This is a genomic window from Vibrio alginolyticus NBRC 15630 = ATCC 17749 (genome assembly GCF_000354175.2).
Classification (GTDB): Bacteria; Pseudomonadota; Gammaproteobacteria; order Enterobacterales; family Vibrionaceae; genus Vibrio; species Vibrio alginolyticus.
Genome location: NC_022349.1, coordinates 3,185,739 through 3,210,953, shown reverse-complemented (window position 1 = coordinate 3,210,953; position 25,215 = coordinate 3,185,739). Strand labels below are relative to the sequence as shown.

Sequence of the window (25,215 nt, the reverse complement as noted above, 5' to 3'; positions counted from 1 at the left end):
ATTAAATTATGAAAAAGTCGATTCTTATTACGGGTTGTTCAACCGGCATCGGTTACGTGTGCGCTCACGCCCTACAAAACAAGGGATTTAATGTCATTGCATCTTGTAGGAAAGAACAAGATGTCCAGCGCCTAATTAATGAAGGGCTAACCTGCATCAATCTAGACCTAAATAGCCCAGAAAGCATTTCTTCGGGCGTGAAGCAAGCGCTAGAGTTAGCAGAAGGTAAGCTTTACGCAGTGTTCAATAATGGTGCCTATGGTCAGCCCGGAGCACTGGAAGACTTACCCACCGAGGCTCTTCAAGATCAATTTCAGACCAACTTTTTTGGTTGGCACCAGTTGGTCAGAGAGGTACTTCCTCATATGCGCCAGCAAGGCGAAGGACGCATCATACAAAACAGCTCTGTTCTTGGTTTTGCCGCAATGAAATACCGTGGTGCCTATAATGCATCAAAATTTGCCTTAGAAGGCTGGACAGATACGCTCAGGCTAGAGCTTGCGGATACGAATATCAAAGTAGCATTGATAGAACCAGGACCGATCGAAACTCAATTTAGAAACAATGCATTACGAGCCTTTGAGAAGTGGGTTGATATTGAATCTAGCCCCCATCGTGATGCTTATGAAGGACAAAGAGAGCGACTCAACAACGACAAGTCTAATAATCGATTTGTTTTGCCTGCAGAGTCTTGCATCGCACCAGTTCTTCATGCATTAACTAGCGTTTCACCGAAAATTCGTTATCGAATTACTACACCGACTAAATTATTCGCAGTCTTGAAAAGACTATTACCAACCCGTGCACTTGATAAAATTTTGCGACAGGCTGCATAAAAAAGTTTTGTCGAAATGTAATTTCACCGTAACAATGTGATGTCATTATGAACATGTAGGTTAAAAAAACCTCAACTAAACGAATCAATTTCTACGCAATTCAGCGGGGATTCTTTCGCCCAAAGTGATTGAGTTGCTTAGATTTGGTATCGCCACCCATTACGTTTTGTAGCAATGTTTATACTACTGCGAGGCAACAATGACATTAAATCAGCTTAACTGGCTTAGTGTGGGTGTAGTGTTGACCATGTTCATCCTATTTTGATACCGCACTAACAAATAGCATTAGAATTGCGCTGCTTCGGCAGCGTTTTCTTTTTATCTAACACCTGAGCAGCAATAACCTCACTCTATTACCTCACGTTTTCTCAAAATAGAATGATTCATTATTGATGGTGAATGTCGCTTGAATTTCACCTAAATCAACTCCATATCTAATATCAACGACAAGACACAAGGCAAGGATACTCTGATGCAATCCCCATTTATCGTTGAGATAACAGAACAGAACTTTCGCGAAACGCTTGAAGGATCAATGAACACGCCCGTTTTGATCCACTTTTGGGCCAACGCTCAGCCAGAAAGCGCACAGATACTCCCTGAGTTGCAATCTCTTGCTCAACAGTACAACGGTGCATTTACGCTTGCTCTACTAAATTGTGAAGATCAGCCCGCTTTAGCGTCTCAATTTGGCGTGCAAGTATTGCCAACTATCGCGCTGTTTATAAATGGTCAAGCCGTCGATGGTCTGGGAGGCCCCCAGCCAATTGATGCCATTGCTACCATGCTACAAAAGCATTTGCCAAGCCCAGATGAGCAACTATTAAAACAAGTCAGTGAACTTCTTCAGCAAGGTGAGCATGCTCAGGCTTTGAGCATCATCCACACTTTGCCGCCAGAGCTGCAAGAGCGTGGTGATGTGAAACTCGCGATGGCTGATTGTTTGCTAGAAACCAAACAATTTGATATTGCCCAAGAACTACTGAACGCTATCCCTCTCGAGTATCAAGATAACTACTACAAGAGCCTAATAGCCAAGCTCGAGCTGCATTTGCAGGCTGCAGATAGCCCTGAGTTACAGCGACTAGAACAAGCATACGCAGCAGACATGGCAAACTTCGAACTCGCTTGTGAATTGGCGGTACAATACAACCAAGTTGGTCGGGATGAAGAAGCGTTGGAACTGCTGTGGAATATTCTTAAAAAAGACTTGGGCGCCCAAGACGGTGACGTGAAGAAGACTTTTATGGATATTCTCAGTGCGCTAGGTCAAGGTAACGCATTAGCAAGCAGATATCGTCGCCAGCTTTACTCAATTTTGTACTAAGCGCCGCATTCTTCTAGGAATAAGACAACAAAGGCCGGGATTTCCGGCCTTTGTTTTTTGTTAGAAGTCGCTATACAACGTTGGTGCTGCTGGCGGATACTCTATTGGTTGCCAACGATCATTAAAGGTGTACTTGGCATAAAGCATGAAATGGTTTGGTGTATAAAACTCAGAACGTTGTACATCGACTAACGCACCAAGATACCAACGTTTGCTGACTCGCTTTTCCACCGCCGCTTGCAACGACGTACCAAAACCACCACCTTTGTCTGACTCCGCTACTGTCGATAAGTATGGCGCGTCTTCCTTAGTCCAAGAGTTAGAGACGGATGCACTCAATTGATATGACCAAGAACTGTTGTATCGGCCATAAAAGTTGATAGGTAAAGACACCGAGAAGTAACTTTGCGGGCTGTAGTAGCCACCGTGACCTAGCGTGTACTCACCCAGATTTTTGTCGTAATCAAGGTACATTAAGTTCGTACCTATACTTAAACGCTGGTCATCCGTTGCAATTAACTTGTAGTACGCTCCACCTAGCACGCCTAAACGAGTGTTGTCCTCAACCTTTTCACCAGTCAAAACATGATACTGCAAGCTACTCCAAAAACCGTAAGGGCCACCAATGTCCCAACTTGAGCTCAACTTCACACCAGTACGAGCAACTCCGCCCCATTTAGTCCCTTGAGGGTCAGTCGTGCCGCTAGGGACAGACATTCCAGCATAAGAAAGCGCGCTACTGGTCTCTGGGCGACGCGAAGCTTCTGCCGTCCAACCGAACTCACCCAGGTCCCCATTGATGCGCACACCACCAACCCATGTGGTATGGTCGAAACCAATTGGTGTCGTGCCGATATCGACCAACCAATCTTCAGCCTGCCAGCCCACTCCAAATGCCATACCTGATGCGTCATTTTGGAACGAAGTGCTGTCAGAATCGGTGGTTTTTTCATAATAGTCCAACTGACCTGAATCGATAGAAACATAATCGGCTTTTAGCAATAGGTGCCCATCCCAGCTCTCTATCGGGATTCGGGCTTCTATGGGCACTTGATTCGAAGTATTACGGCCATCTCGTGCACTGTAATCCCAGCCAATCATGACATGCCCATCACTCCGATCATGCAGTTTATCGATGTCCGATTTGACGTTACGAGTCAACCAGTAGTCGTCAGCAGTATCATATAGCTCGCGTAAGCTTAGGGGTTCTTTTTTCGCCTCTTCAGGTTCACGATTTTTATCCATTCGGTCACGATTTAAGGCTTGATAGGCGCGTGTTTCAGCTAACGCCCACTGTTGATTTTCCATTGCTATAGACATGCTATTGCGAAATGCTAATGCGTCAGCATCAGGCATCGCATCCAACAACTGATTTAGCGCATTAGCGTCATTTCGATAGCCTTGTTGATTAAACACCGCGGCCACTGTCATCAACTGTGCCGCAGTTAAGCTATCGCGCTTTTTATTCAAAATGAGGTGCATGTCGTGATACGTCGCTTCATATCCAGTCAAAGCACTAGCTTGCAACATGCCAATTTCTGCTTGAGTTTTAAATGGCTCAGGCTTTAAAGAAACTTGTTCATACAAATCCAACGCAAGCTTAGGCTGTTGATTAACCAGCATCAGATCCGCTTGACTCAACAGTCGACGGGTTTTGAGTTCATCAAGCTGTAATGCTTCCGAAGCACTTAAATCTTGTGTTGCGGAATTTAATGCTAAGTCCGCGTACCAACGATCAAAATCTTCAAAGTGATTCAAGCTTACCATCATGCTGCCGTAAGCCAGTTTGTCATCGGTTGACCAATCTTCTGAAAGCGAAATGTTTCGGAAAATCCTCTCAGCTTCCTTAACTTCATCAATGTCTAACCACGCACTCACTAGACGAGCGAGCGGTTGAATTTGACCTTGATAATCCGACTCTAGCGCACGTAATGTCGCCATTACTGATTCGGGAGAAGCTAAGTAACGCGTTTGAATGTCTCTCAACTGAGCATCAAGCTTCAAGCGGGTTAAATTGCGCTGCATTGCGTCTGTCATATCATGTTGTGCGATACTCTCTAGCTCAGCGATGGCCTCATTCACGTTGAAGTCCTGCGCGAGATAAAGCGCGTAAGCAAATTTCATTTCAGGGTCATTACTAGATGTAGCCCAATCGGACATCAGCGTATCCGCGCGTACTTTGTCGCCCATTGAATGAACCACGTCAGCAATATCAAGCCTTAACCATGGGGAGGTTGGCTGTAGCGCAATCAATTCCTCTACGGACGCTTTCATCGTTGCCTGATCATTTTGAGCGATTGCGATCCGCAGACGAGTCAAAATAACTTCCGACTTGATGCTCGCTATTTTTTCAGCGACCACTTTCTGCTGTGGGGCTGAGTAACTGCGCGCGAGTGCTTCCGCGCCAGACCAATCTTGCTGCTGAATACGAACATCTAAGCGACCACGCAATGCAGAGCTATTGCTGCTATCCAGTTGCAAAGCTTGTTTGAAAACCTTCTCTGCCGCGGCATAATTTTCTTGTACCAGATACAAAGAGCCTAATGATGAATAAGCATAAGGTTGGGATTTATCTACTTGAATCGCTTTTTGATAAGCGCTTTCTGCTTGCTTAAACTGGCCTTTTTCGACCAAGGCATCACCTTGATCAAGATACGCCCAATATTGAGAAGTCTCGATTAGCGCTGCCCATTTTGAGGCCGAGTCAGGATTATGATCTAAGTGCTGAGCCTGTTTAAAGTATCCGAGCGCTTTTTGTTGCTGCCCTCTACGTAGATAAACCTTACCCATAGCACCAAGCAATTCAGGATCTTGCGGACGAGTCGTCAACGCATAACGCAGCTGAGCTTCTGCTTGGCCGGTTTTATCTTCCTCGAGCAACGCTAACCCTTTGAGCTTGGCGAGATAGGTGGGGTCTTTGCGTAGTTCCTTTTCCTTTTTCCAGCGATCTTTCGCGCTTTGATTCGCTCTTTGTATCTCCATGTCAGACGGGTAGTAGCTAGCTAAGATGGCATATTGCTGAACAACTTGATCTGAAATAGGCAATTGATCCAATGCACGCAACCACGACGTTGCCGCATTTGTTCCAACCGAAGGAGCAAGCGCTAACTTTTTATAGGTATCGAGAATCCATGGATCAGCAGGATTCTCTTTGCGAATATGGTTGGCTAACGCGAGTTGAAAAGACGGAACACTAGGATAATTTGCATTTAAACGTTCCAGTCCCTGTTTCACCGAGATCCAACTGCCAGGCAAATTACTTTGCAACTGTAGGAGTTCAAGTTGTAACGCTGGTGATGGCATTCCATTTGGGAAAAGGGCTTTGTAAGCTTGAATCGCTTCATCGTAACGACCAGATTTTGCAAGCAACTGAGCGCGCTGATAATCCGCTCTTTTCTCTCCCTGAATAGCCATAATCGATGACAAGTTTTTCGCTTGAGTCGAATGAGGCGCCTGTCTGATTAAGCGCTCAAATACCGGTTTTGCTAATTCTGGCTGCTTACGTTTCAGATACATATTCGCTTGATAGAAAAGCCCCGTTGGATTGCTTTCTTCAATCGCGAACAGCCTCTCCAGAGTACTCTCGACAATATCATCTCGGCCAATCGCATCCGCCAGTTTTAGCTGCTCAACCAACCACTCAACCGAGTCAACTCGTGCTAATGATGTGGAAAATTGAACCAGCTCGATAGGCTTGTAGACCTGTGCGAGCTGCGACTTTGTCAGAGGTTTTGAGCTAAAGCTTTCTGCATGCACAGTGCCGACGCCACCAGCCGCCAAAGCAACCAGTGGAATCCACCATAACACGTATCCTGTTACTGACATCTCTCGCTCCGTACAGGAAGCAATTCACCTTGCACACCAAAACGGTAACGTTCTTCATGCCAACCAAGCCCAAATAGACTTAATACGTTGTCGTAATAATGATCGTTTTTGTCCACCACAAGTTCATTTTGAGCACGACGAAACTGCGTCTCCAACAGCGCAGATTCACCAGAAGCCGCGAGTAACGGAAGAGCCGCAGCAGAAAAACCTGCGCTTCCTGCTTGGGTATATTTACCCGTTTCAGTATTTACTTCTCTCGCTGGCGCACCAACGGCTTTGGTTGCCGCGACAAACGGCTGCATTTTTTGCACTAATACTGCTTTTTCTGAAACTTGGTCATTTAGCATACCCGCCCAAAGATAAGTGCGGATCGCGTTGTAACTGCCCATCGGCCCTGTAACCACATCTGAGCTATAACGACCATTTCTCAATGTTGCCCAGTCTGGGCTAAAGCCTGCTGGCATCGTTTTCTCTAGCATGTGAACACTTGCCTTATACATTGAGTCCCAGTTGTATTGCGGGTACAGCGACTGCATACGAGCAATCAGTTGTAACGGAACATAACTCGGATTCACACGGTACTGGCCGTCGGCATCAAAGCCCGTTGGAGCTGGCAACAATACCGTTCCAACTCCCGCTATGTTGACGGTTTCTTCACGTAAAATACGACTCGCGATCAGATGTCCAAGGGTCTGATAGTAGTAGTTATTCCATAATCTCCCCGCCTCAACAAGGGAGTAAGCTATCCACAAATCAGAATCTGACGCTGGGTTAGAATCCAAGACTCCGAACTGACCATTTTCTTTTCTTCCCCACAACCAAGCAGGAAGCCTTGCCGTCAAATCCCCACCAGCCAAATGTGATTGAGTCCATTTTAAAACCTGATCGAAGGTTTTAGGGTCATTGGCAACCAAGGCAAAGAACAATGCGTAAGATTGGCCTTCCGAGGTTGTAATCATACGCTCGTCACTGCCATCAACGACTCGGCCTTGCTCCATGTATACCGACTTAAATGTTTCCCATTGTGGCCACTCGCAGGTGTTAGCCCACAAGTAAGGAGACACGAACAACATAAGGAACGAGATGAGTTTTTTCATTATTCCTCTTCCTCAGTTTTTTCTAAACGTCTAGACGCGACTTGACGTAATACGCGCCAAAGCACAATGGTTACGATCACCACTAGCAAGGCGGCAAAGCACGCAACGATGACTGGGTGATTAGAGAAGTGATACCAAACGAGCTGCCACACAGGAAGCTTACCGACATAGTAGTGCGAACCCACGTTGTAGCTTGCTACTTCGTTATTTCTCAACGTCACCACCGAGCCAAACATGTGCTCCACTTTACCGGAGTCAGCCAACGCGCGATCAACCGACGAAAAATCTGACGGGTGAGCCGCCATAATAGAAATGACGCTGCGTTTTTTCGTAAATGGCGATTCTGCACCATAAATAGCAGCAAAAGAGCCTTCTGCCTCGACAGAAACATAATCTGCGGCGGCTTGACGAGCATCACTTGGACTCATCCAGTTCATTCCGAGCTGCTTTTCATTTTTGCTTGGTAGGCGAATTTGTCTCTGACCCTCTTTAACCACTAAGTTAACTTGGTCAGGATTATTAGCGGCTTCTTCTAATGCATCCACAACACCAATCGTCAGGATATCTTTATTTTTTAGTTGCTCAGCATTCCATTTATCTGTCAAAAGCACCTGAATACCTGGGTACCCAGAGTCACGTCCCAATGACCCCATGACGTTTAAGAAGGTTTGCAACACTTCTTTTGGAGCACTCTCTGGAACAACAATAGCAGTTTCTGACAAATCAGCCATGCGAGTGTAAGGAAAACCGGATGTAGCAAAAGCGCGCATATTTGGCATTTCGATGTAGTGGGGGAAACCACTAAAATCAATAGTAGAATCACCATCAATAACCGCGTATTGCTTACTTGGCTGCGTTACCTGGCACTGCCCATCGGTCACCGAAGCAAAGCCAAATTCGAACTCGATTCGGTTTTGACTACCCACCTTAAAAGCCGGAATGCGAACAAACGTATCACCACTTAGAATGCCATCATCTAACAAAGGAACACGTATACGGTTAGATTCTCCACCTTGACCTTTTGTGGTTAGGTTGAACGCCTCAATGAATTGGTCATTAATACTCAAAGTCAGACGAGAGCCGGAATGATCCGCAGCAGGCGGTGAATAACGATAGTTAAGATCCATCGGTATACCACGGCTTTGCCAAGTAAAGAGATCGGGTGGTAAACGCAAACTTACGTTGATTGGTGGAGGCGTTCGGCCTTCCACTTGCAGCATGCTTTTTTGTTCGACTAACTCAGACAATGCAACAGGACGAGCCGTACTCACCCAGTTTGGCGCATCGTACGGGACTCGTGGTTTGATTTGTTTGACTTCATTAATCTTCGCGATTGGTCCAGTAAGAAGTTGGTTTCCCAACGCCAAACCTTGCACCGCAATGTTAAGATCCTTACTGTCACGGCCTGTCACCAGAAGAAACTTCACGTACGGGTCTGTTGGATGAGTGATGACTTGAAGACGAGGGCCATCCGTGTCTGGAAAATCTCTCAGAAACTCAGGTTTGTTGTCATTGGTAACAAAGACAATGGCGTTGCGCTTAGGTAACGTGTCGACACTAAAAGGGAATTGAGCACCACGCCAACCCGCAAGAGCACCAAAGTAAGAGCTCAAGACACCGGCAGCCTTGACATCATCTAAATCGTATTTGCTACCCATCACGACAGGCAGATTTAACTGGCTGAAATCACGGACATCAAAAAAAGGAGCCGGTAACAAACTCAAGTCACTTTCCAGCACTGTCTTTTGAGCAAGCATCTCAATTCGACTACTTTGGCTAATCTCAGCCCAAATGCTCGAGTCATTGGGGTTAGCACAGTCTTTCTGAGTATTCCCTATTAACTCAAAGCGAATTTGGTTGTAATTACTAAAGTAACGAGTGTCCAGCGGCATAGATAAGCTCAACTTTTTGCCTTGCTGGCCATCGACGATTGACGCTACTCCCATAAGTTCGTTGTTCAAATACACTTTGACGTGAGAAACCAAAGAGAGCAACGCTGGCGAAGGTGTGATATCAAAGTGCAACGTTGCTTTAGATACCACCTCATCGAGTCGCGAACCGAAACCAATATAAGCACTGGCCTCACTACCTTGGATAGCAATTGAACCACTGTAACCTAATTGACTAAATGGGATGACGCGCTTAAACACGGTCGAATCTTCAGCATCTTGCTGTGCCAAAGGCATTGCTTGTTGCTGACTTACTTCTTGTGCCGCGAGACTGCACGACATACACATGAGAGTGATAGCCGTTGTCAACGCTGTTAGTTTTTTATTATTTAGCATGACTTGAGGTCCTGATTGGGACATAACGAGGTCTTAGTGACCAAATAAATTCGATACAAAATAAAAGTGCATCCACACTGACCTGAACAAACTTAGGACAATGTTGCAGCAAGCGTTTGTATCCATTAAAGCCGACTTGCAGTACAGCCTGCATACTCGATAGAGGTTTATCTGATTGATAACCTTGTTGCCATTTCGCCCATGTATCTGCACGTGCAAATGTACATTGGACGTATTGGATTTGTTGTTGATGAGACAATTCGTTGAGTTGTAAACCAAATATCCCCTTATGAGCATAGGCAACCGTCATAGGGAACACGAATTCTTGGCCACCTCGATTGAGGATCACTTCTAAGGTTTGACCGAGTAAGTAAGCACAGGTTGGTTCATCGACCCCGTCAATTTCTATGCGCACGCCCCCCAAAGAGAAATCCTTCATCTGCGCTTGTATTAAATGCCCAGAATTAAGCCTAACCGCGACAGGAATCGCCACCTCTACTCGGTGATCTTTTCGCACTTGTTTAGCTTCTACTGCAACCGCAACGGCAGCACCTAAAATCAACAGGTTGTACATCGTCCATACGAGATTCACGATAACTGTACCGATTTCATTTTGAGGCCCCCACCCCATTCGGTAAATCCCTACAGCGAAGCCCAAAATGTTGAGTGCAACCAAAACCAAATATGGTCGAGAGATCACCCAATCGTAGTGAGACTTTTCAACCAAACCGCCTTTTGCCGTTACGTTGAATGTCCCTTTATGGGGCGCAAACAAAGCCACCGTTGTTGGCCTTGCGATATACCAAGCAAGCACGGTTTCGTATACCTCACCCCAAAACGAATAACGGTAGTCACCCTGCATACGAGAGTTGGTCATGCTGGCGTGAATCATGTGGGGTAATACGTACAAAATGATCGCCAGCGCTGGCGCATAAATCACGTAGGAATGCAGCAACAAATAAGCCAAGGGTGCGATCAGGAATACAATCCTCGGGATACCAGATAGAAAGTGCAGCATGGCATTGACGTAACAAAGCCGTTGAGAGAGCTTAAGCCCCTTTCCAGTCAATGGATTATCGACCCTAAATATCTGCGCCATCCCGCGAGCCCAACGAATGCGTTGCCCAACGTGTGCAGACAATGTTTCTGTCGCCAAACCAGCAGAAATCGGCTGCTTAAGATATGCAGAACGATAGCCTAAACGGTGCATGCGCAGAGACGTGTGCGCATCTTCCGTCACGGTTTCGACTGCAATACCACCGACTTCCTCTAAAGGCTCTCGACGTAAAATAGCGCACGAGCCACAGAAGAAAGTCGCATCCCATAAGTCGTTACCATCTTGAATCAGGCCGTAAAACAAGTTGCCTTCGTTTGGCACGTTACGAAAGTTCGATAAGTTACGCTCAAAAGGATCCGGTGAGAAAAAATGGTGCGGCGTCTGAATAAGCGCCAACTTTGGATCTTTCAGGAACATCCCCATTGTGAGCTGAAAAAATGCTCGTGTAGGAATATGGTCACAGTCAAAAATCGCAACAAACTCACCGCTGGTCTGCTTCAACGCATAGTTAATGTTACCGGCTTTCGCATGTTCATTCGTTGGGCGGCGGATGTAGTTCACCCCTACACTTTTGGCGAAATCTCGGAAGCTATCACGCTTGCCGTCATCCAGAATGTGGATGTTAAGTTTGTCTTTCGGCCAATCGACACCTAACGAGGCATAAACCGTCGCTTTCACAACATCGAGATCTTCGTTGTAAGTAGGGATCATCAAGTCAATGGTTGGCCAAGTTGACTGATCCGGTGGCATCGATACTGGTTTGCGATTCAATGGCCAGATATTTTGGAAATAGCCAAGCATCAGCACAATCCAAGAATACGTCTCAGCTAGAAGTAAAACGCCCCCTAGAAACAAAGCAACAGGATCGTCCCAGTTCAGGGTAGACGAATAACGCCACCACAAGTATCGACATGAGGCCGTAACCGACAAGATGATCAAAAGCATGGTAGGAAAACGACCCGGCATGCGACGGACCATCATCGCTAATGCCCAGAGTAACAGCACAAAGACAGTCTGAGCCTGATAACCAAATGGCACCGTAAAACAAAGCAAAGCGATTAACACCACGAAAAACAACAAGGTGTAGTTCAACGCCATCGCTGACTTACTTGCTTTAATACGCTCTCGAACTTGTGGATCTTTGATGTTGTTCGCTGTCTGTTCTAACCAGCGGACGCCTTTTGCAACCAATTCAAATGGCAAGTAGAACGCATTGCGAATTTGCTCGGCTAAAGTCATCGCTAAGCTGCTGGTTTTTTTGGACCATGCTGTATTTACATTTACGTTTTGCCTGAAGCAAAGCAACCACACGCTTTGGATAATAAAACGTACAGGTTCAAACCATCTTGGCGCAGCAAAATTAACGTTTGGATAGTAAACCAAAGGCAGTTTCCATGAGGGAACACCCGAAATAACCGGCTTTAAAAATACAAAACTCAATGAAAACCAAAAAGACAAAGCACACTCACCAACCCAGTTTGTTTTACAATTCCAGGCTTGCTCGTAAGCGTTCTTCTGCAGTCTGAATTGGTCCACTACCCAACGTTGGAAAATCAGATTAAGACTTCGCATAAATTAGCTTTGGTCCTGAGCGCTTGATAACGCTGATACACACCAAAAAGCAAAAGACTGAAAATCTTTTGCGGCTTGGCTCGATGGCGAATAGTGTTGAACGGTCGTCAGGTTTGCCACACATTCAAGCAATGCCGTATCTCGATGAATCGAAACAGGAATCAAGGATTCGCTAAGTTCCTTTTTCAGCACCAACATGAAATCACGACCAATTTCGGTTTCTGGCTGATATTTATTCACCAAAAAACGTAATTTATCAGAGCGAAGCAATCTCGATAGCTCTTCATGTTGTAGCCAAGATTGAAGAGTGAGATAACTCAGGGCGTCTGCCGTTACCACCACCACAATCATATCCATTGAGTCGACAAAAGATCGCACTTCAGGATCAGTAAGCTCTGCTAAGTCGGCGTGAAAAAGCAGCCACTGCTCACCACGGTTTTCGCTCACTTGCAACGTCATTTCACCTAGCATTGATAGATAGTGAGAACGCTCATTAAAAAACGCTTTTAACTGCTCAGAATTCAGATGGCCAAACGGTAAAAAAAGTGCACCTTGTGGGCTTTCATAACCAGCCTGGGTCCAAGGCTTATCTAAAAGAAGTTGTTTCGCCCAGCCTCCTTGCTCTTCCCTCGGCAAGCCAAGATGAGCTTGCAGTAAACTATTAGGCACCACCTCAATGGCCAGTACCTGTTTATTTATCTTAACTAACGCTTGTGCCAAATTCGCAGCGACGGTCGTTGAGCCACAGCCGCCTTTTAAACTAACAAATAGAAGGCGCTTCATATCGCTTCCGTTTCTGAATTTTTCTGCGTATTACGTACCAAAGATAGAACATTACGAGCACCGTTGGCTTTGAAGACTTGCCACTTATTTTTAACTTGTACGTAAGACTCGTTTTCTGTTGTTTCAATATACGTGTATTGAGTTAAGTTATAAGAAGAGTAGATCGAATTAATATCTTTTGCAGACTCAGTCATAGAATTTTTCACAATGTAACGGAGCTTAAACTGAGATAACAGCAATCCCGCCACTATCATTTTCAGTATAAATTCCATTGTTAAAAAATTGACGCATCGACCTATGCGTCTCATATTTATAGAACGATGATGAATGTGAATAAGTTTATTTATAGCCCATATAAATAACAAAGGCCTAAATAATATTTAACTTCAGAAAAAAGGATTACAATAATGAATTGTTACCATCCATTTAATACACATAAGAAATTTAAATATTTTAAATGAGAATCATAGACTTAGAGACTATTGATTTTAAACTCATAAACATCATGTGAAGCACATGCTATAACTATTTTAATTTCTGATCAATTTCGTTTAATATCTTAGCGTCATTTTCTTGTCACTAAGAAAATCAAAATTGTAACGATTAGCATACAACGGATTGTGAGCTTCACAAAACACATTAAGTTATTGATTTAAGGCTCTTTATGTCATCACTCTCTGAATCATCTGCTATTAAAAACGAACGAGAGATAAACTCTGTTTATGTAAACTTATTTACTCATAAACAGATGCTTATTGATTATTTGTTCAGTACACTACCGGAAAATGACAACACTTCACTTACAAGCTTTACAGACAAAGAAACTTTTTTGTCCACATTGAATGATGAAGCCTTAATGAAATTCAATGACTTATCTAAAACCCACCTTGAACAGTGTTTTTTCTTAGTCATAAATTCACAAAAAAAACACCCAAAGCTATAAATCTTGCTAAAGACATTCACCAAACGAACATAAAGAAGTTTTCTACATGTCTATTAGTTGTTCCAGACTCGCTACTATCATCAACTAATGATGATTTTATAAGTGTCTTTCTACAAAGCTTAAATGAGCTGGCAAATAATAAAAAAGTCACTATTAGTGTTTGTATATATGGGCATCTGACGACTTCACTATTAAAGCCCATTCTTATTTCTCATAATAGACACATTGCAGGTTTGGCGACCATGACATCATTAGATGACGCTCGCTACTGCTATCTTGTGGATTTTTGGTCCAATAAACACGGTGTAATTACCCAACACGAATACATTCTCACTAAAACTAAAGATAAAACACTAAAAGCAACGTCTTACGAAACGCATCAATCTCATGTCATGCCAGAAGACAAATCGGATAGCGATAGAATCTATGTCAGCAGAAGAGCTTTCAGAGAAAGCGTGAAAGCCCCAAAAGGGATGCGTGTGGCAGAGAGCAATCAAGGACTCATAGCGATGCTAGACAACCCTCGCTCTTCAACTATTGTTTTCAGCTGTGATAACCAAAGCGAAGTTCAACAGATCGCGTTAGATTGCTACCGTTTAAGGTCCGCGTATGGCCGTCAGCTAAAGATTATTGTCAGGGAGACCCAACAATGTCTGAGATATGCAGATGAAAAGTTCTTACTTCGCTCGGGGGCAAACTTCATTTCTCACGCGCAAATCCCCCCAATGCGCTTTATGACTCAGGTTGAAGCAATTCAAGGCCAGATGCTTACACGCCCAATTCCTGACAGTTTAGAGGCGCTCTTAAAGTATGACCTTAAGTTTGGTAGCAAAGGCTACTTACAAAACCAGGACTTTAGCCAATACTGTATTGACGTCATTTCCCACTCAACACACTCAAATGTGAACTTTGCGCTTATCAAGCTGAACTTATTACCAGGTATGACGGCAGAGGAATGTTTACGTCTTTGCCATATTCGAAGAGATGGCGACGTTGTGACAGCCTGCAACAAAGCTCTATATGTCTTGTTCAGTGCTATTCGACATAGCGATATTGATATTGCACTCAACAATATATTTGAGTTCCCAGTGAGAGACTTATTTCATTCAACTCACACGTTTGATACTCAATTAGATATCGAAACAGAGTTAAAATTCATCGTTCAAGATGAAGCCGTCATATCCGACGACGTTTCAGCTCTGGCGACAGAGAGGAAAATATTCCATACCGCCACTAACTCCATTACTGATGTTCCTCCTTTGTTTGCTGTGAAAAAAACCATCGAGCTCAAGGAGCGTTCATGAATATTAACGATTTTTTACTGACCGTGATTATCAGCTCAGGTATTGGCCTACTCCTAGGATACTTTATCCGTGACCTAGTAAACGCTACCCGACGCTTTTACCACAAGCACTTAAAACGCTCGCGCTATTTTGAGCTAGATACATCAGCCACTAATACTAAGAAGCTTAAGTAATGATATCGCACTCTCATGACTCTACCCCCTCTACTATAGGATTGGGCTGGTGGAATATTTACTTTATCGCAAAAACAGCGCTCTATTTTCAAGGAATCATCGATTTCCATCCAATAGAAAACTTTGCGCTGTTGATCTTCATCCTGCTTCCTATCTCGATGAAAAGCCTAAATGCGGTACGTCATATCGTTGTATTTGTCGCCGCAGCGTGGCTCTTGCATTACGATTCTTACCTACCTCCTCTAGACCGTCTTTGGGCTCAAGCGGGACAGTTAATGCAGTTTGAATTGAGTTATCTGGTCGAGCTTTTGGGACGATTTTTATCATTCCAAGCAATACTCGGATTGCTCGCTTTGTGTGGTGCGTACTTTATTTTGAGCAAGTTCGTTAGAGTTTCAGTCTTTGTGGTTATTGCGATGGTCTATATAAGTATTCCTATGACGACTGAACCTCAGACAACAGTGGCTGCAGAAGTAGCTCAACAACAGCCGACAACCGAGGTTACTGCTAGCAAACAACCTCAAATAACGGAAATTAATGATGCCAGTCTCAACACGTTAACTGCAGATTTCTTTTCTAAAGAAGCTTCTCGACGTGTGGCATTCGATACCAACAGCGCAATGGATGCTCCTTTCGATTTGTTGTTCTTGAGTATTTGCTCGGTCGCGTGGGATGACATCGAAATTGCAGGACTGGCCGATCATCCTCTATTCAAAGAATTTGACATCATGTTCGACAACTTTAGCTCTGCAACGTCATACAGCGGGCCTGCGGTCATTCGTCTGTTACGAGCCAATTGTGGTCAACAGGAACACAGTCAACTGTTCCAGCCAGCACCATCAAAGCAGTGCTACTTGTTCGAAAGTTTGAAAGAACTAGGCTTCACAGAAAATTTACTGATGAACCACAATGGTGTCTTTGATAGCTTCCTTGAATTGATCAAAAAAGACGGCGACTTACAAGCGGCTCTTATGTCTCAAGAAGACTTAACTCCTTACCAAAAATCTTTTGATGGCTCTTCGATCTTCCGCGATAAGCAAGTATTGGATAACTGGTGGCAGCAAAGACTTAACAGTAGTGACGACAAAGTCGTGGCACTCTACAACTCAATTTCACTACATGATGGCAACAGGATCATCAATGCGAATTCAAGCACATCTATTGCTAGCTACAAAATGCGCCTTAAGAATTTGCTTGATGATCTCCACGCGTTCTTTAAAACCTTAGAGTCCTCAAAACGCAACATCGTTGTCGCTTTGGTACCAGAACATGGTGGTGGTATGCGAGGAGACCGCATGCAAATTTCGGGTATGCGAGAAATTCCTGCACCGACAATCATTCATACACCGGTAGGAATTAAAATCTTCGGAGAAGGAATTCAGCGTCAGGGCGACACCGAACACGTAAGCGAGCCATCTAGCTATCTGGCATTGTCGCAGCTCGTTTCGAATATCCTGGATAAAAACATTTATCAAAGTAAGACGTTTAGCCCTTCAATATTGACAGAGAACCTACCAGAAACACGAGTTGTCGCGCAGAACTCAGGCTCTACTGTGATTGAAGTACAAGGGAAATATTATGTTTCTCTTGATGGTTCAAGTTGGATTGAATACCCCGCAAAATAGCGAGAGTAAAACCATGCAATGACAAAGGCCGGTGTTTCCGGCCTTTGTCATATAAAAAACCAATAACCTCTCAAAGGTCTCAGAACTTCAATTGTCTATTGTCTATAAATAGGTAAAAATGGATCGAATATTATGCACTTAAGGGAATAACTCATGCCAATTGATTCACTGATCACCATCGGTATTTTCGTCGTTCTTGCTGTCGTTATCTTATCTTCAGCCATTAAAACGGTTCCGCAAGGAAACAACTGGACAGTTGAACGCTTCGGACGCTACACCCACACATTAAAGCCGGGTTTAAACTTGATCATTCCATTCGTTGATAAAGTTGGTCAAAAAGTAAACATGATGGAGCGCGTTCTCGATATTCCTGCGCAAGAGGTCATTTCAAAAGATAACGCTAACGTGGTTATTGACGCTGTCGGATTTGTTCAAGTGATCGATGCTGCAAAAGCGGCTTATGAAGTCAACGACTTAGAACACGCTATTAGAAACTTGACCCTTACGAACATTCGTACCGTTTTAGGTTCAATGGAACTGGACGAAATGCTGAGCCAACGCGACATGATCAACTCTAAGCTGTTGGCGATTGTTGACCAAGCAACAAACCCTTGGGGCGTAAAAGTCACACGAATTGAGATTAAAGATGTCCAGCCACCAGCCGATCTGACCGCTGCAATGAATGCGCAAATGAAAGCCGAGCGTAATAAGCGTGCGGAAATTCTTGAAGCAGAAGGGGTTCGCCAAGCTGAGATATTAAAGGCCGAAGGTCATAAACAATCAGAGATATTAAAAGCTGAAGGCGAAAAGCAGTCTGCTATTCTCCATGCAGAAGCACGTGAGCGTGCCGCGCAAGCAGAAGCAAAAGCGACTTACATGGTTTCCGAAGCCATTGCAAAAGGTGACATGCAAGCCGTCAATTACTTCATTGCACAGGGTTATACCGAAGCGATCAAGAGCATTGGTCAAGCCGAAAATGGTAAAATCATTATGCTTCCATTAGAAGCAACCGGACTAATGGGCTCGGTTGCAGGGATAGCAGAAATGTTTAAACAGCAAGATAAAGAATAATTTATGGACTTTTTTAGTTTGTTGGAAGGTATCTCTTTCTGGCATTGGCTAGCGTTTGGCTTTGCTCTTTTAGCAGTTGAGCTACTTGGTACCGCAGGGTATTTTCTCTGGCTCGGGATGTCTGCACTTATCGTTGGAGCACTCATGACCGTTTTGCCAATGAGCTGGCAATTGCAATGGCTTTGCTTTGCAAGCTTCAGCTTAATCACCACCTGGCTTTGGTGGCGACGACAATGGTCTAAAGACAAGCAAGAAGACCAAGAAAGAGATCTGAACCAAAAGTACAAGCAGTTAATTGGGCGTACTCTTATCCTTGAAGAAGACTTTTCCGTCGGGCTCAATCGCATCAAGGTAGCCGATACCACATGGTCCGCACAATCGGATCAAGCACTTCCAGCCGGTACCCGCGTAAGAATCACCGATGTTGAAGGTATTATTTTAATCATTGAGCCTGATTCTAATTAATTTATGCCAAAGTAATGGGGCAAATCATGCTCCATTACTTTAATCTAAACAACTGCTTTCATTTCATTACCTTAATTAAAATCGAGAAAAAAATAAGTATTAGTAATATTATTAATACCCTACCTACCATTTCCTATTATTTAATTATTCAACACACGACAATCAATAAGATAGAAATATATCTAGGTAAATTATCGATCTAAATTTATTTTAAAAAATAAAACTTTATTGAATTATTTTTTGATCTTTTTATCCTCGGATACATACTTAACGCATAAGCATTTAAGTTGAGTGCTTTTTATTTGGTAAGTAAGAGGATGTACTATGAATAAGCTTCTCTTTTTAATGTTGTGCGGTATTTTTTCTTTTTCTTCCTTTGCCTACAACAACGGAAACGGCGGTACAACTAATTTGGGACCTATAGTCGAATGTAAGATGCCAAGTGGCGACGTTACGAATATTCCAAGTGAAATGTGTCGATTTAGAGGTGGGGAATGGGAATAGTAAAGAAGTAAGAGCTTAGTTTGATATAATAGCCCTATTCAACCTTGCCTTTCTGCGTAGTCACGGTTTATACAAGCACGTAGATATTTAAAGTTTATATTAAGGTGATTATTATGAGATTTTTATCTGGTCTATTAGTAATATCTTTTGCCATAATTCCGTTAACCACTCATGCTAATGGTGCATCCGGTGGTCGTACGTTAGGCCCAGAGATAAAGTGTGAGTTGCCAAACGGTAATGTACATATGTTGCCACCGTTATATTGCAAAATATACGACGGCCGAGAAGTGAAATAGAAAAGGAGCCTAGCGGCTCCTTTTATTATCTAATTAAGTATTAGTGGAAGCTGTAAGGGATAAGAACTTGTAGACGTAAGTCTGTTTCATCCGCATCGCCAGCACCTGCGTACTCATCACGTTCTAGGATTGTACCGTGTAAACGAATGGTAGAACCTTTAAGCGCGCCACTTTGTAGTGAGTAAGATACTGTTGCGTTAACTGCGTATTCGCTTTCGTAATCCCAGTCACCTGATGCTCCGCTTGCTGCAGAGTCAGCGCCAGTACCGTAACCAAAGCCTAGGTAGTAGTTCCAGCCGTTACCTTGGTTGTAAGATAGACGGTTGTACCATGCTAGCTCACCCGCTTTGTTCCAGTCAGACAGCGCGTCCCACCACTGAGACCAAGTACCATTGTTCATACCATATGTATGAATAGTACGAGGAACGAAGTCCGCACGGTTATCTGTGTCTGTGTAGCGCAACTCAGACATCCAAGCTAGCTTGCCGAAAGATTGATTCAAAGATAGACCAGTGTGGAAACCTAGACCATCGTATTTCACATCATCGTCAACACCGTAGAAATCAAATGCTAGAGTTGTACGGTCACTAACAGTGTACTTCAAGTAAGCCTTGTAAGAAGTGTTGTCAGTTTCGTTGTGGTAGCTAGTTACTTGACCTGCACCCCAGTCAACACCATTTGCATATTGAACGCCAGTAGCTTGACCCAAACCAAGTTGCATAAACAAGCTGTCAGTTAGGTTACCGTTTAGGCCTAGAGAGTGTAGGTAGCTCCATGAAGTGTCAGACCAAAGCGCTGGTGCGTAATCATCTTCGTGAAGCAGCCAAGGTGCTGTAAATTGGTCTGCGCCAAAGTAGCTTAGGTTGAAATCACCAAGTTTAGCGTTTAGTTCGAAACCACGGTAAGTACCAGGTACAAAGCTCCAAACGTTACCGATTGTACCGTTACCACCAGCCTGTAACATACCGAAACGAGCATTAAAGTTTTCGTTTGCTTTGAATTTCAGCGCTGCTTTGTAAACTTTAAGCTGCTGACCATCACCTGCACCCCAGTCTAGGTTGTTACAAGTTGAGATTTCGTTACATAGGTAGCCTTCGTTTGAATTGTAAAGACTATCGTTGTAAAGATCGCCAGAGTAGTAAGCCGCAACATCAGCGCCCACCCAACCATCGTGGTAGCCAGAAGTGAAGTCTAAAATTGCGTTGTAAGAAGAGTAGTTTAGACGACTCCAACGGTCACCATTTTCACCGCCGGGCTTACCTGTTGTACGAGTTCGTGAACGAGTATCAACTATGAATAATGCATTCAGACTTGAGTCTTGCATAAATTCGTTCACTTTCTCTACGTACTCGCCACCTGCTGCACTTTCAGTAGACGCTGTAGCTGGAGCGACAGCAACAACACCAAACATTGCTGCGGTTAACGCTGAAACCTTAAAAAATTTGTCCATGGAAAAACTCCTAAAAATGGATATAGCTGTATTTTTCTATCTCACCTTTAGTTGGCCGCCGAAGGAGAGAAGTAAATTCCTGATCAAACCTCATTATTTCTAATTTGGCTTTTTTTAGTTCCTGCATACACACCGTGTATCCACGTGATTAAGACTAACTTCGCAGCTAAAAACATCCAAATGGAACTTATTTTTTTTCTAAAAAAATATGAGCCACTCCAAAGTTCCATATAACTTATTGATCCAGATCTTATTTTTAACAACACCAACACAACTCAACAAAATATCATTTAAAATCAAACATTTAAATCTAGCCTGAAAGTATCAACTTGAAGTCACTCGCAGACTAAAAAAGCCAAAAAAACCAATACCCCAAGGTTCGATCTTGATCACTGAAAAGAACAAAGGCATCAATTACTCAATAAAAAAACACTTAATTATGAACAAGAAAAAGCCCCGCATGCTTACCATACGGGGCTTTTAGTTATTTTTTAGCTTTTTTGAGAAGACTTAATTCATCAATTCGAGTAAGTCTTGTTCTGTTTTAATTTCGATACCCAGTTCTTGTGCCTTTGCGAGCTTCGAACCTGCATTTTCACCAGCAAACAAAATATCGGTTTTCTTAGAAACACTACCCGTCACTTTAGCCCCCAGTGCTTGGAGGGCTTCTTTGGCTTCTGTACGCCCCAGTTGAGAAAGTGTTCCCGTTAATACTACTGTTTTACCTTCTAATGGTAATTCCCCCACCTGCTCAGTAGTATTAATCTCTGGCCAATGAATTCCTTGTTCAAGCAAATCTTTAACCACCGCTTGGTTCTGTTCTTCACTAAAGAAAGTCGTAATATGTTGAGCAACCACAGCACCGATGTCTTGCACTTCAATCAACTGCTCTTCGGTAGCATTTTGGATCGCTCCCAACGTTTTAAAGTGCATTGCTAAGTTTGCTGCGGTTGCCTCGCCAACTTCACGGATCCCCAGTGAATACAAAAACCGAGGTAAAGTTGTTTCTTTGGATTTTTCTAACGCATTCACAATATTCTGCGCAGACTTTGGCCCCATGCGATCTAGTACGGTTAAAATCCCCGCTGATAACTTAAATAAGTCAGCAGGAGTTTTCACCATCTCACGATCAACAAGCTGCTCGATCACTTTATCGCCTAAACCGTCAACGTCTAACGCTTTACGAGAAACAAAGTGTTTTAGCGCTTGTTTGCGTTGGGCTTGGCAAACTAAGCCCCCCATACAACGTGTTACCGCTTCTCCTTCGATCCGCTCAACATGCGAACCACAAACAGGACACTGAGTTGGGAAAACAATATCTCGAGCTGTTTCTGGTCGACGCTCTTTGATGACAGAAACGACTTGCGGAATAACATCGCCAGCACGGCGGATCACAACGTGATCACCAATCTTGACTTGCAGACGTTCTATCTCATCTGCGTTATGAAGCGTCGCATTACTTACCGTTACCCCACCAACAAATACAGGCTCTAGTTTAGCAACAGGTGTAATCGCACCAGTGCGACCGACTTGGAACTCCACTTCATTCAGTGTCGTCATTTCTTCCTGAGCTGGAAATTTGTAGGCAATCGCCCAACGTGGAGCGCGAGCAACAAAACCCAGACGCTCTTGCACGGCAATATCGTCAATTTTAATAACGACACCATCGATCTCATAAGGGAGGGCATCACGACGCTGCAATATATCTTGGTAGTAAGCTTTTACATCCGCCAAGCTTTCAACTCGCTTAGTTTCCGGACACATTGGCAGTCCCCAAGATTTGATTTGCAAAAAGCGTTCGTAATGACTTGCTGCCAATTCTGCACCTTGCACCACGCCTACACTGTATGCATAGAAGCTAAGCGGACGAGAAGCCGTAATACGTGAATCCAATTGTCGTAAGCTACCTGCCGCAGCGTTACGTGGATTAACAAAGATTTTCTCGCCTTTCTTCCTTGCTAATTCATTGAGCTTTTCAAACCCAGCTTTCGGCATAAAGACTTCACCACGAACTTCAAGACGATTTGGCCAGTCATTACCTCTGAGTTTTAAAGGAATAGCTTTAATCGTACGCACATTCTCTGTGATGTTTTCACCCGTAGTACCATCGCCTCGAGTGGCCGCCTGAACTAAAACGCCATTCTCATATAACAAACTTACGGCGAGTCCATCCAATTTAGGCTCACAACAGTATTCTTTCACACTCTGGCTGCCCACGCGCTCTTGTGCGCGCTTGTGGAAACTATCGAGTTCACTATCATCAAACGCGTTATCAAGCGAAAGCATCGGTACTTCATGTGTCACTTGGCTAAACGCAGAGAGAGGTTGCCCACCGACACGTTGGCTTGGCGAGTCTACGGTTATTAAGTCAGGGTTCTCAGCTTCAATATCCAGTAACTCTCGCATTAAACGGTCGTACTCGGCATCAGGGATCTCTGGGTTATCTTCCACGTAGTAACGCACAGCGTGGTAATGCAACGACTCTTTTAGTTCTTCTAGTCGCTGAAGTACTGATTCAGACATAGTAAAGCCCCGTGTATTTTCAATCGGTGAGGTTGGGAAATCCAAGAAAAAGGGCTCCATCCGGAGCCCTATTATTATTTGCTGTTAAGATTATGCGTTAGCGGCATTAAACTCAACTATTTGACGTCGATAAGATGCTAAACGATCTGGCGTCATTAAGTTGCGCTGGTCATCAAGTACGTTACCACCTAAGTCATCAGCAATTTGCTGCGCAGTTCGGAGCATTAAGTTGAAGTTCTGTTCAGCCTCGCCATAACAAGGCAATGTCATGAAGAATGAAATACCCTTCGTTGTAAACTCAGCAGGATCAGCATGTTCAAACGTACCAGGGTGCATCATATTAGCGACGCTAAACAGCACTTTGCCGTTACCGGACAAGTCGACATGACGATGGAAAATATCCATCTCGCCATAAATTAGACCGTTTTGTTGCATACTTTCAAATAAAGCAGTACCAACAAATGGCTCTTCACCAGCACAGTGCACATTCAATACAATCACTTGCATTTCAGGTTCTGGCTTTGGCTCTTCCTTAGGCTCTGCAACGACAGGCTCACTAACCGTTTCGACTTGCTGTTCTTTCTCCGTAATATCAAACGCGGCGGGAATAACTTCTTCTTCCACAGCAGGCTGGAATGGCTCTTCAGCTACTGTTGCTTGAACAACAGGCTCAACGTCCTCTTCTTTATCTTTTTCTGCAACAAATGAAGGGATGTCATCCGGCTCCTGCTGCGTCTGTTTGACTTCAGATGGACCACCGAATAACGGGTCAGATTCAAACTTGTTGTCGAAAGAACTCGCCATCCCAAAATCTGGTTCTTTGCGATCTTTGCGAATGATCTCAAAGTCATCTTCAGGAGCGGGAGCGAAATCTCGTTCTTTCTCAACAAGATCATTTTTGTCTTCTTGGTCAACATCCAGCTTACCAAGTGGCTTGTTACCAAACTTTGCTTTGCCTTCTTTTTTACTGCTCCATAAACCATGAAACAGTAATGCCGCGATGGCTAATGCGCCAACAACAATGAGTACGAATCGCAATTCCTGCATTATTTACTCTCAATATACTTGTTTTTACTACTCGCAGTTCCTTGAGCAGCAACCCAAGTGCAATAAATCTGAATGATACGTTTACTTTACCAAAACTATATGTAGATTTAGAACAACTTAATGCAAGAAGTTCCGTTTTTTGTTGTGATTCTTGCCACGATTCCACTTAACAAGACGTCATTTGTCAGGGCTTTGAAAGAAAAGTCCTCACAGGTACAATGAGTTTTCATTTACACGAAGCCAAAATAGACATGAAGAAAAACAATCAGCAGAGAACCGGGTTCGGTTATTTTCTATACGGGATACAATTGGCACTAGCTCCTAAAATCAGGCGCTTTGTCATCTTACCTCTACTTGCAAATATCTTGCTTGTAGGTGGTGCCATCTTCTATCTATTTTCAAACCTTAATATATGGATAGAAGGCTGGATTGGGCAGCTGCCTGAGTTTTTATCCTGGTTAACTTACATTCTTTGGCCTTTACTCGCTCTAACGATACTCGCTACCTTCTCCTATTTTTTCAGCACGCTCGCGAACTTTATCGCCGCGCCATTCAATGGCCTCTTGGCTGAAAAAGTGGAAGAGTACTTAACGGGACAAAAAGTAAATGATGATGGTTTCACTGCCGTCCTGAAAGATGTTCCTCGCGTTTTAGCTCGTGAGTGGAGAAAGCTCCTTTACATTTTACCTAAAGCAATAGGCCTATTCCTGTTATTGCTCATCCCTGCCCTTGGACAAACAGTAGGCCCATTTTTATGGTTTATCTTTACCGCCTGGATGCTCGCGATTCAATATTGTGACTACCCGTTTGATAACCACAAAATCCCATTTAACAACATGCGTTACAAATTGAAACAAAAGCAAGGTAAGGCCTATGGCTTTGGGGTATTGGTGTCTGTATTTACGACGATCCCAATTTTGAACCTCATTGTCATGCCTGTAGCAATATGTGGTGCAACCGCTATGTGGGTCGCGGAGTTTAAGCACCAACGATAGTCGATTAGAGATTAAGGAAAGGGATCAGCGCCAGCTT

17 protein-coding genes and 1 pseudogene are annotated in these 25,215 nt (G+C 43.8%); 9 read left to right on the top strand and 9 right to left on the bottom strand.

Annotated elements, in window-relative coordinates; all coding sequences use genetic code 11:
* The first annotated feature begins 8 nt into the window (after positions 1 to 8).
* The gene (locus N646_RS14740) at positions 9 to 836 is read left to right on the top strand and encodes an SDR family oxidoreductase (RefSeq protein ID WP_017819960.1); all 828 of its coding nucleotides are present in this window, start codon (positions 9 to 11) and stop codon (positions 834 to 836) included.
* Positions 837 to 1,308: 472 nt separating this feature from the next.
* Positions 1,309 to 2,163: a co-chaperone YbbN gene (locus N646_RS14735; RefSeq protein WP_017819961.1), complete on the top strand. Its 855-nt coding sequence runs from the start codon at positions 1,309 to 1,311 to the stop codon at positions 2,161 to 2,163.
* 60 nt (positions 2,164 to 2,223) lie between these two features.
* Here the strand turns inward: N646_RS14735 and N646_RS14730 are convergent, their stop codons facing one another.
* The 6 genes from N646_RS14730 to N646_RS14705 are packed head-to-tail and all read right to left on the bottom strand — an operon-like array spanning position 2,224 to position 12,976.
* Positions 2,224 to 5,988 (bottom strand): cellulose synthase subunit BcsC-related outer membrane protein, encoded by a 3,765-nt coding sequence (locus N646_RS14730; protein ID WP_017819962.1) that lies wholly within the window; start codon positions 5,986 to 5,988, stop codon positions 2,224 to 2,226.
* Positions 5,979 to 7,085, bottom strand: coding sequence for a cellulose synthase complex periplasmic endoglucanase BcsZ (gene bcsZ / locus N646_RS14725; protein ID WP_017819963.1), 1,107 nt, complete (start codon positions 7,083 to 7,085; stop codon positions 5,979 to 5,981). The genes N646_RS14730 and bcsZ overlap by 10 nt, the downstream gene beginning before the upstream one ends.
* On the bottom strand, positions 7,085 to 9,370 hold the full coding sequence (gene bcsB / locus N646_RS14720) for a cellulose biosynthesis cyclic di-GMP-binding regulatory protein BcsB (RefSeq protein WP_017819964.1): 2,286 nt from the start codon (positions 9,368 to 9,370) through the stop codon (positions 7,085 to 7,087). Before bcsB ends, bcsZ begins: the two co-directional genes overlap by 1 nt.
* The gene (bcsA, locus tag N646_RS14715) at positions 9,360 to 11,999 is read right to left on the bottom strand and encodes a UDP-forming cellulose synthase catalytic subunit (protein WP_017819965.1); all 2,640 of its coding nucleotides are present in this window, start codon (positions 11,997 to 11,999) and stop codon (positions 9,360 to 9,362) included. The genes bcsB and bcsA overlap by 11 nt, the downstream gene beginning before the upstream one ends.
* A 3-nt stretch (positions 12,000 to 12,002) precedes the next feature.
* Complete coding sequence (gene bcsQ, locus N646_RS14710; RefSeq protein ID WP_005382068.1) at positions 12,003 to 12,782, bottom strand: cellulose biosynthesis protein BcsQ; 780 nt, start codon at positions 12,780 to 12,782, stop codon at positions 12,003 to 12,005.
* Positions 12,779 to 12,976, bottom strand: coding sequence for a hypothetical protein (locus N646_RS14705; RefSeq protein ID WP_021034149.1), 198 nt, complete (start codon positions 12,974 to 12,976; stop codon positions 12,779 to 12,781). The genes bcsQ and N646_RS14705 overlap by 4 nt, the downstream gene beginning before the upstream one ends.
* A 470-nt stretch (positions 12,977 to 13,446) precedes the next feature.
* On the opposite strand from N646_RS14705, the pseudogene bcsE reads away from it, so the two are divergent.
* The 6 genes and pseudogenes from bcsE (at position 13,447) to N646_RS23830 (ending at position 19,163) form a co-directional block, all read left to right on the top strand.
* Positions 13,447 to 15,029, top strand: a pseudogene (gene bcsE / locus N646_RS14700) (cellulose biosynthesis protein BcsE).
* Positions 15,026 to 15,202 carry a hypothetical protein gene (locus N646_RS24795; protein ID WP_017819966.1) on the top strand — a complete coding sequence of 59 codons (177 nt, stop codon included), beginning with the start codon at positions 15,026 to 15,028 and terminating at the stop codon, positions 15,200 to 15,202. Before bcsE ends, N646_RS24795 begins: the two are co-directional and overlap by 4 nt.
* Positions 15,202 to 16,827 (top strand): cellulose biosynthesis protein BcsG, encoded by a 1,626-nt coding sequence (gene bcsG / locus N646_RS14695; RefSeq protein ID WP_017819967.1) that lies wholly within the window; start codon positions 15,202 to 15,204, stop codon positions 16,825 to 16,827. Before N646_RS24795 ends, bcsG begins: the two co-directional genes overlap by 1 nt.
* A 153-nt stretch (positions 16,828 to 16,980) precedes the next feature.
* Positions 16,981 to 17,898 (top strand): SPFH domain-containing protein, encoded by a 918-nt coding sequence (locus tag N646_RS14690; RefSeq protein ID WP_005382060.1) that lies wholly within the window; start codon positions 16,981 to 16,983, stop codon positions 17,896 to 17,898.
* Between the two features lie 3 nt (positions 17,899 to 17,901).
* Positions 17,902 to 18,363: an NfeD family protein gene (locus tag N646_RS14685; protein ID WP_017634826.1), complete on the top strand. Its 462-nt coding sequence runs from the start codon at positions 17,902 to 17,904 to the stop codon at positions 18,361 to 18,363.
* 617 nt (positions 18,364 to 18,980) lie between these two features.
* Entirely contained in the window at positions 18,981 to 19,163 is a 183-nt protein-coding gene (locus N646_RS23830) for a hypothetical protein (protein ID WP_021707681.1), read from the top strand.
* 40 nt (positions 19,164 to 19,203) lie between these two features.
* Here N646_RS23830 and N646_RS14680 read toward each other — a convergent pair whose 3' ends face one another.
* From N646_RS14680 to zipA, 3 genes are all read right to left on the bottom strand, one after another.
* A complete protein-coding gene (locus tag N646_RS14680) occupies positions 19,204 to 20,613 on the bottom strand; it encodes an OprD family porin (protein ID WP_005382055.1) in 1,410 nt (469 codons plus the stop codon).
* A gap of 510 nt (positions 20,614 to 21,123) precedes the next feature.
* Positions 21,124 to 23,136: an NAD-dependent DNA ligase LigA gene (gene ligA / locus N646_RS14675; protein ID WP_017819968.1), complete on the bottom strand. Its 2,013-nt coding sequence runs from the start codon at positions 23,134 to 23,136 to the stop codon at positions 21,124 to 21,126.
* Positions 23,137 to 23,226: 90 nt separating this feature from the next.
* Positions 23,227 to 24,183, bottom strand: a complete 957-nt coding sequence (gene zipA, locus N646_RS14670; protein WP_017819969.1) for a cell division protein ZipA — start codon at positions 24,181 to 24,183, stop codon at positions 23,227 to 23,229.
* Positions 24,184 to 24,434: 251 nt separating this feature from the next.
* On the opposite strand from zipA, the gene cysZ reads away from it, so the two are divergent.
* Positions 24,435 to 25,178, top strand: coding sequence for a sulfate transporter CysZ (gene cysZ, locus N646_RS14665; RefSeq protein ID WP_031777216.1), 744 nt, complete (start codon positions 24,435 to 24,437; stop codon positions 25,176 to 25,178).
* The last annotated feature ends 37 nt before the right edge of the window (positions 25,179 to 25,215 follow it).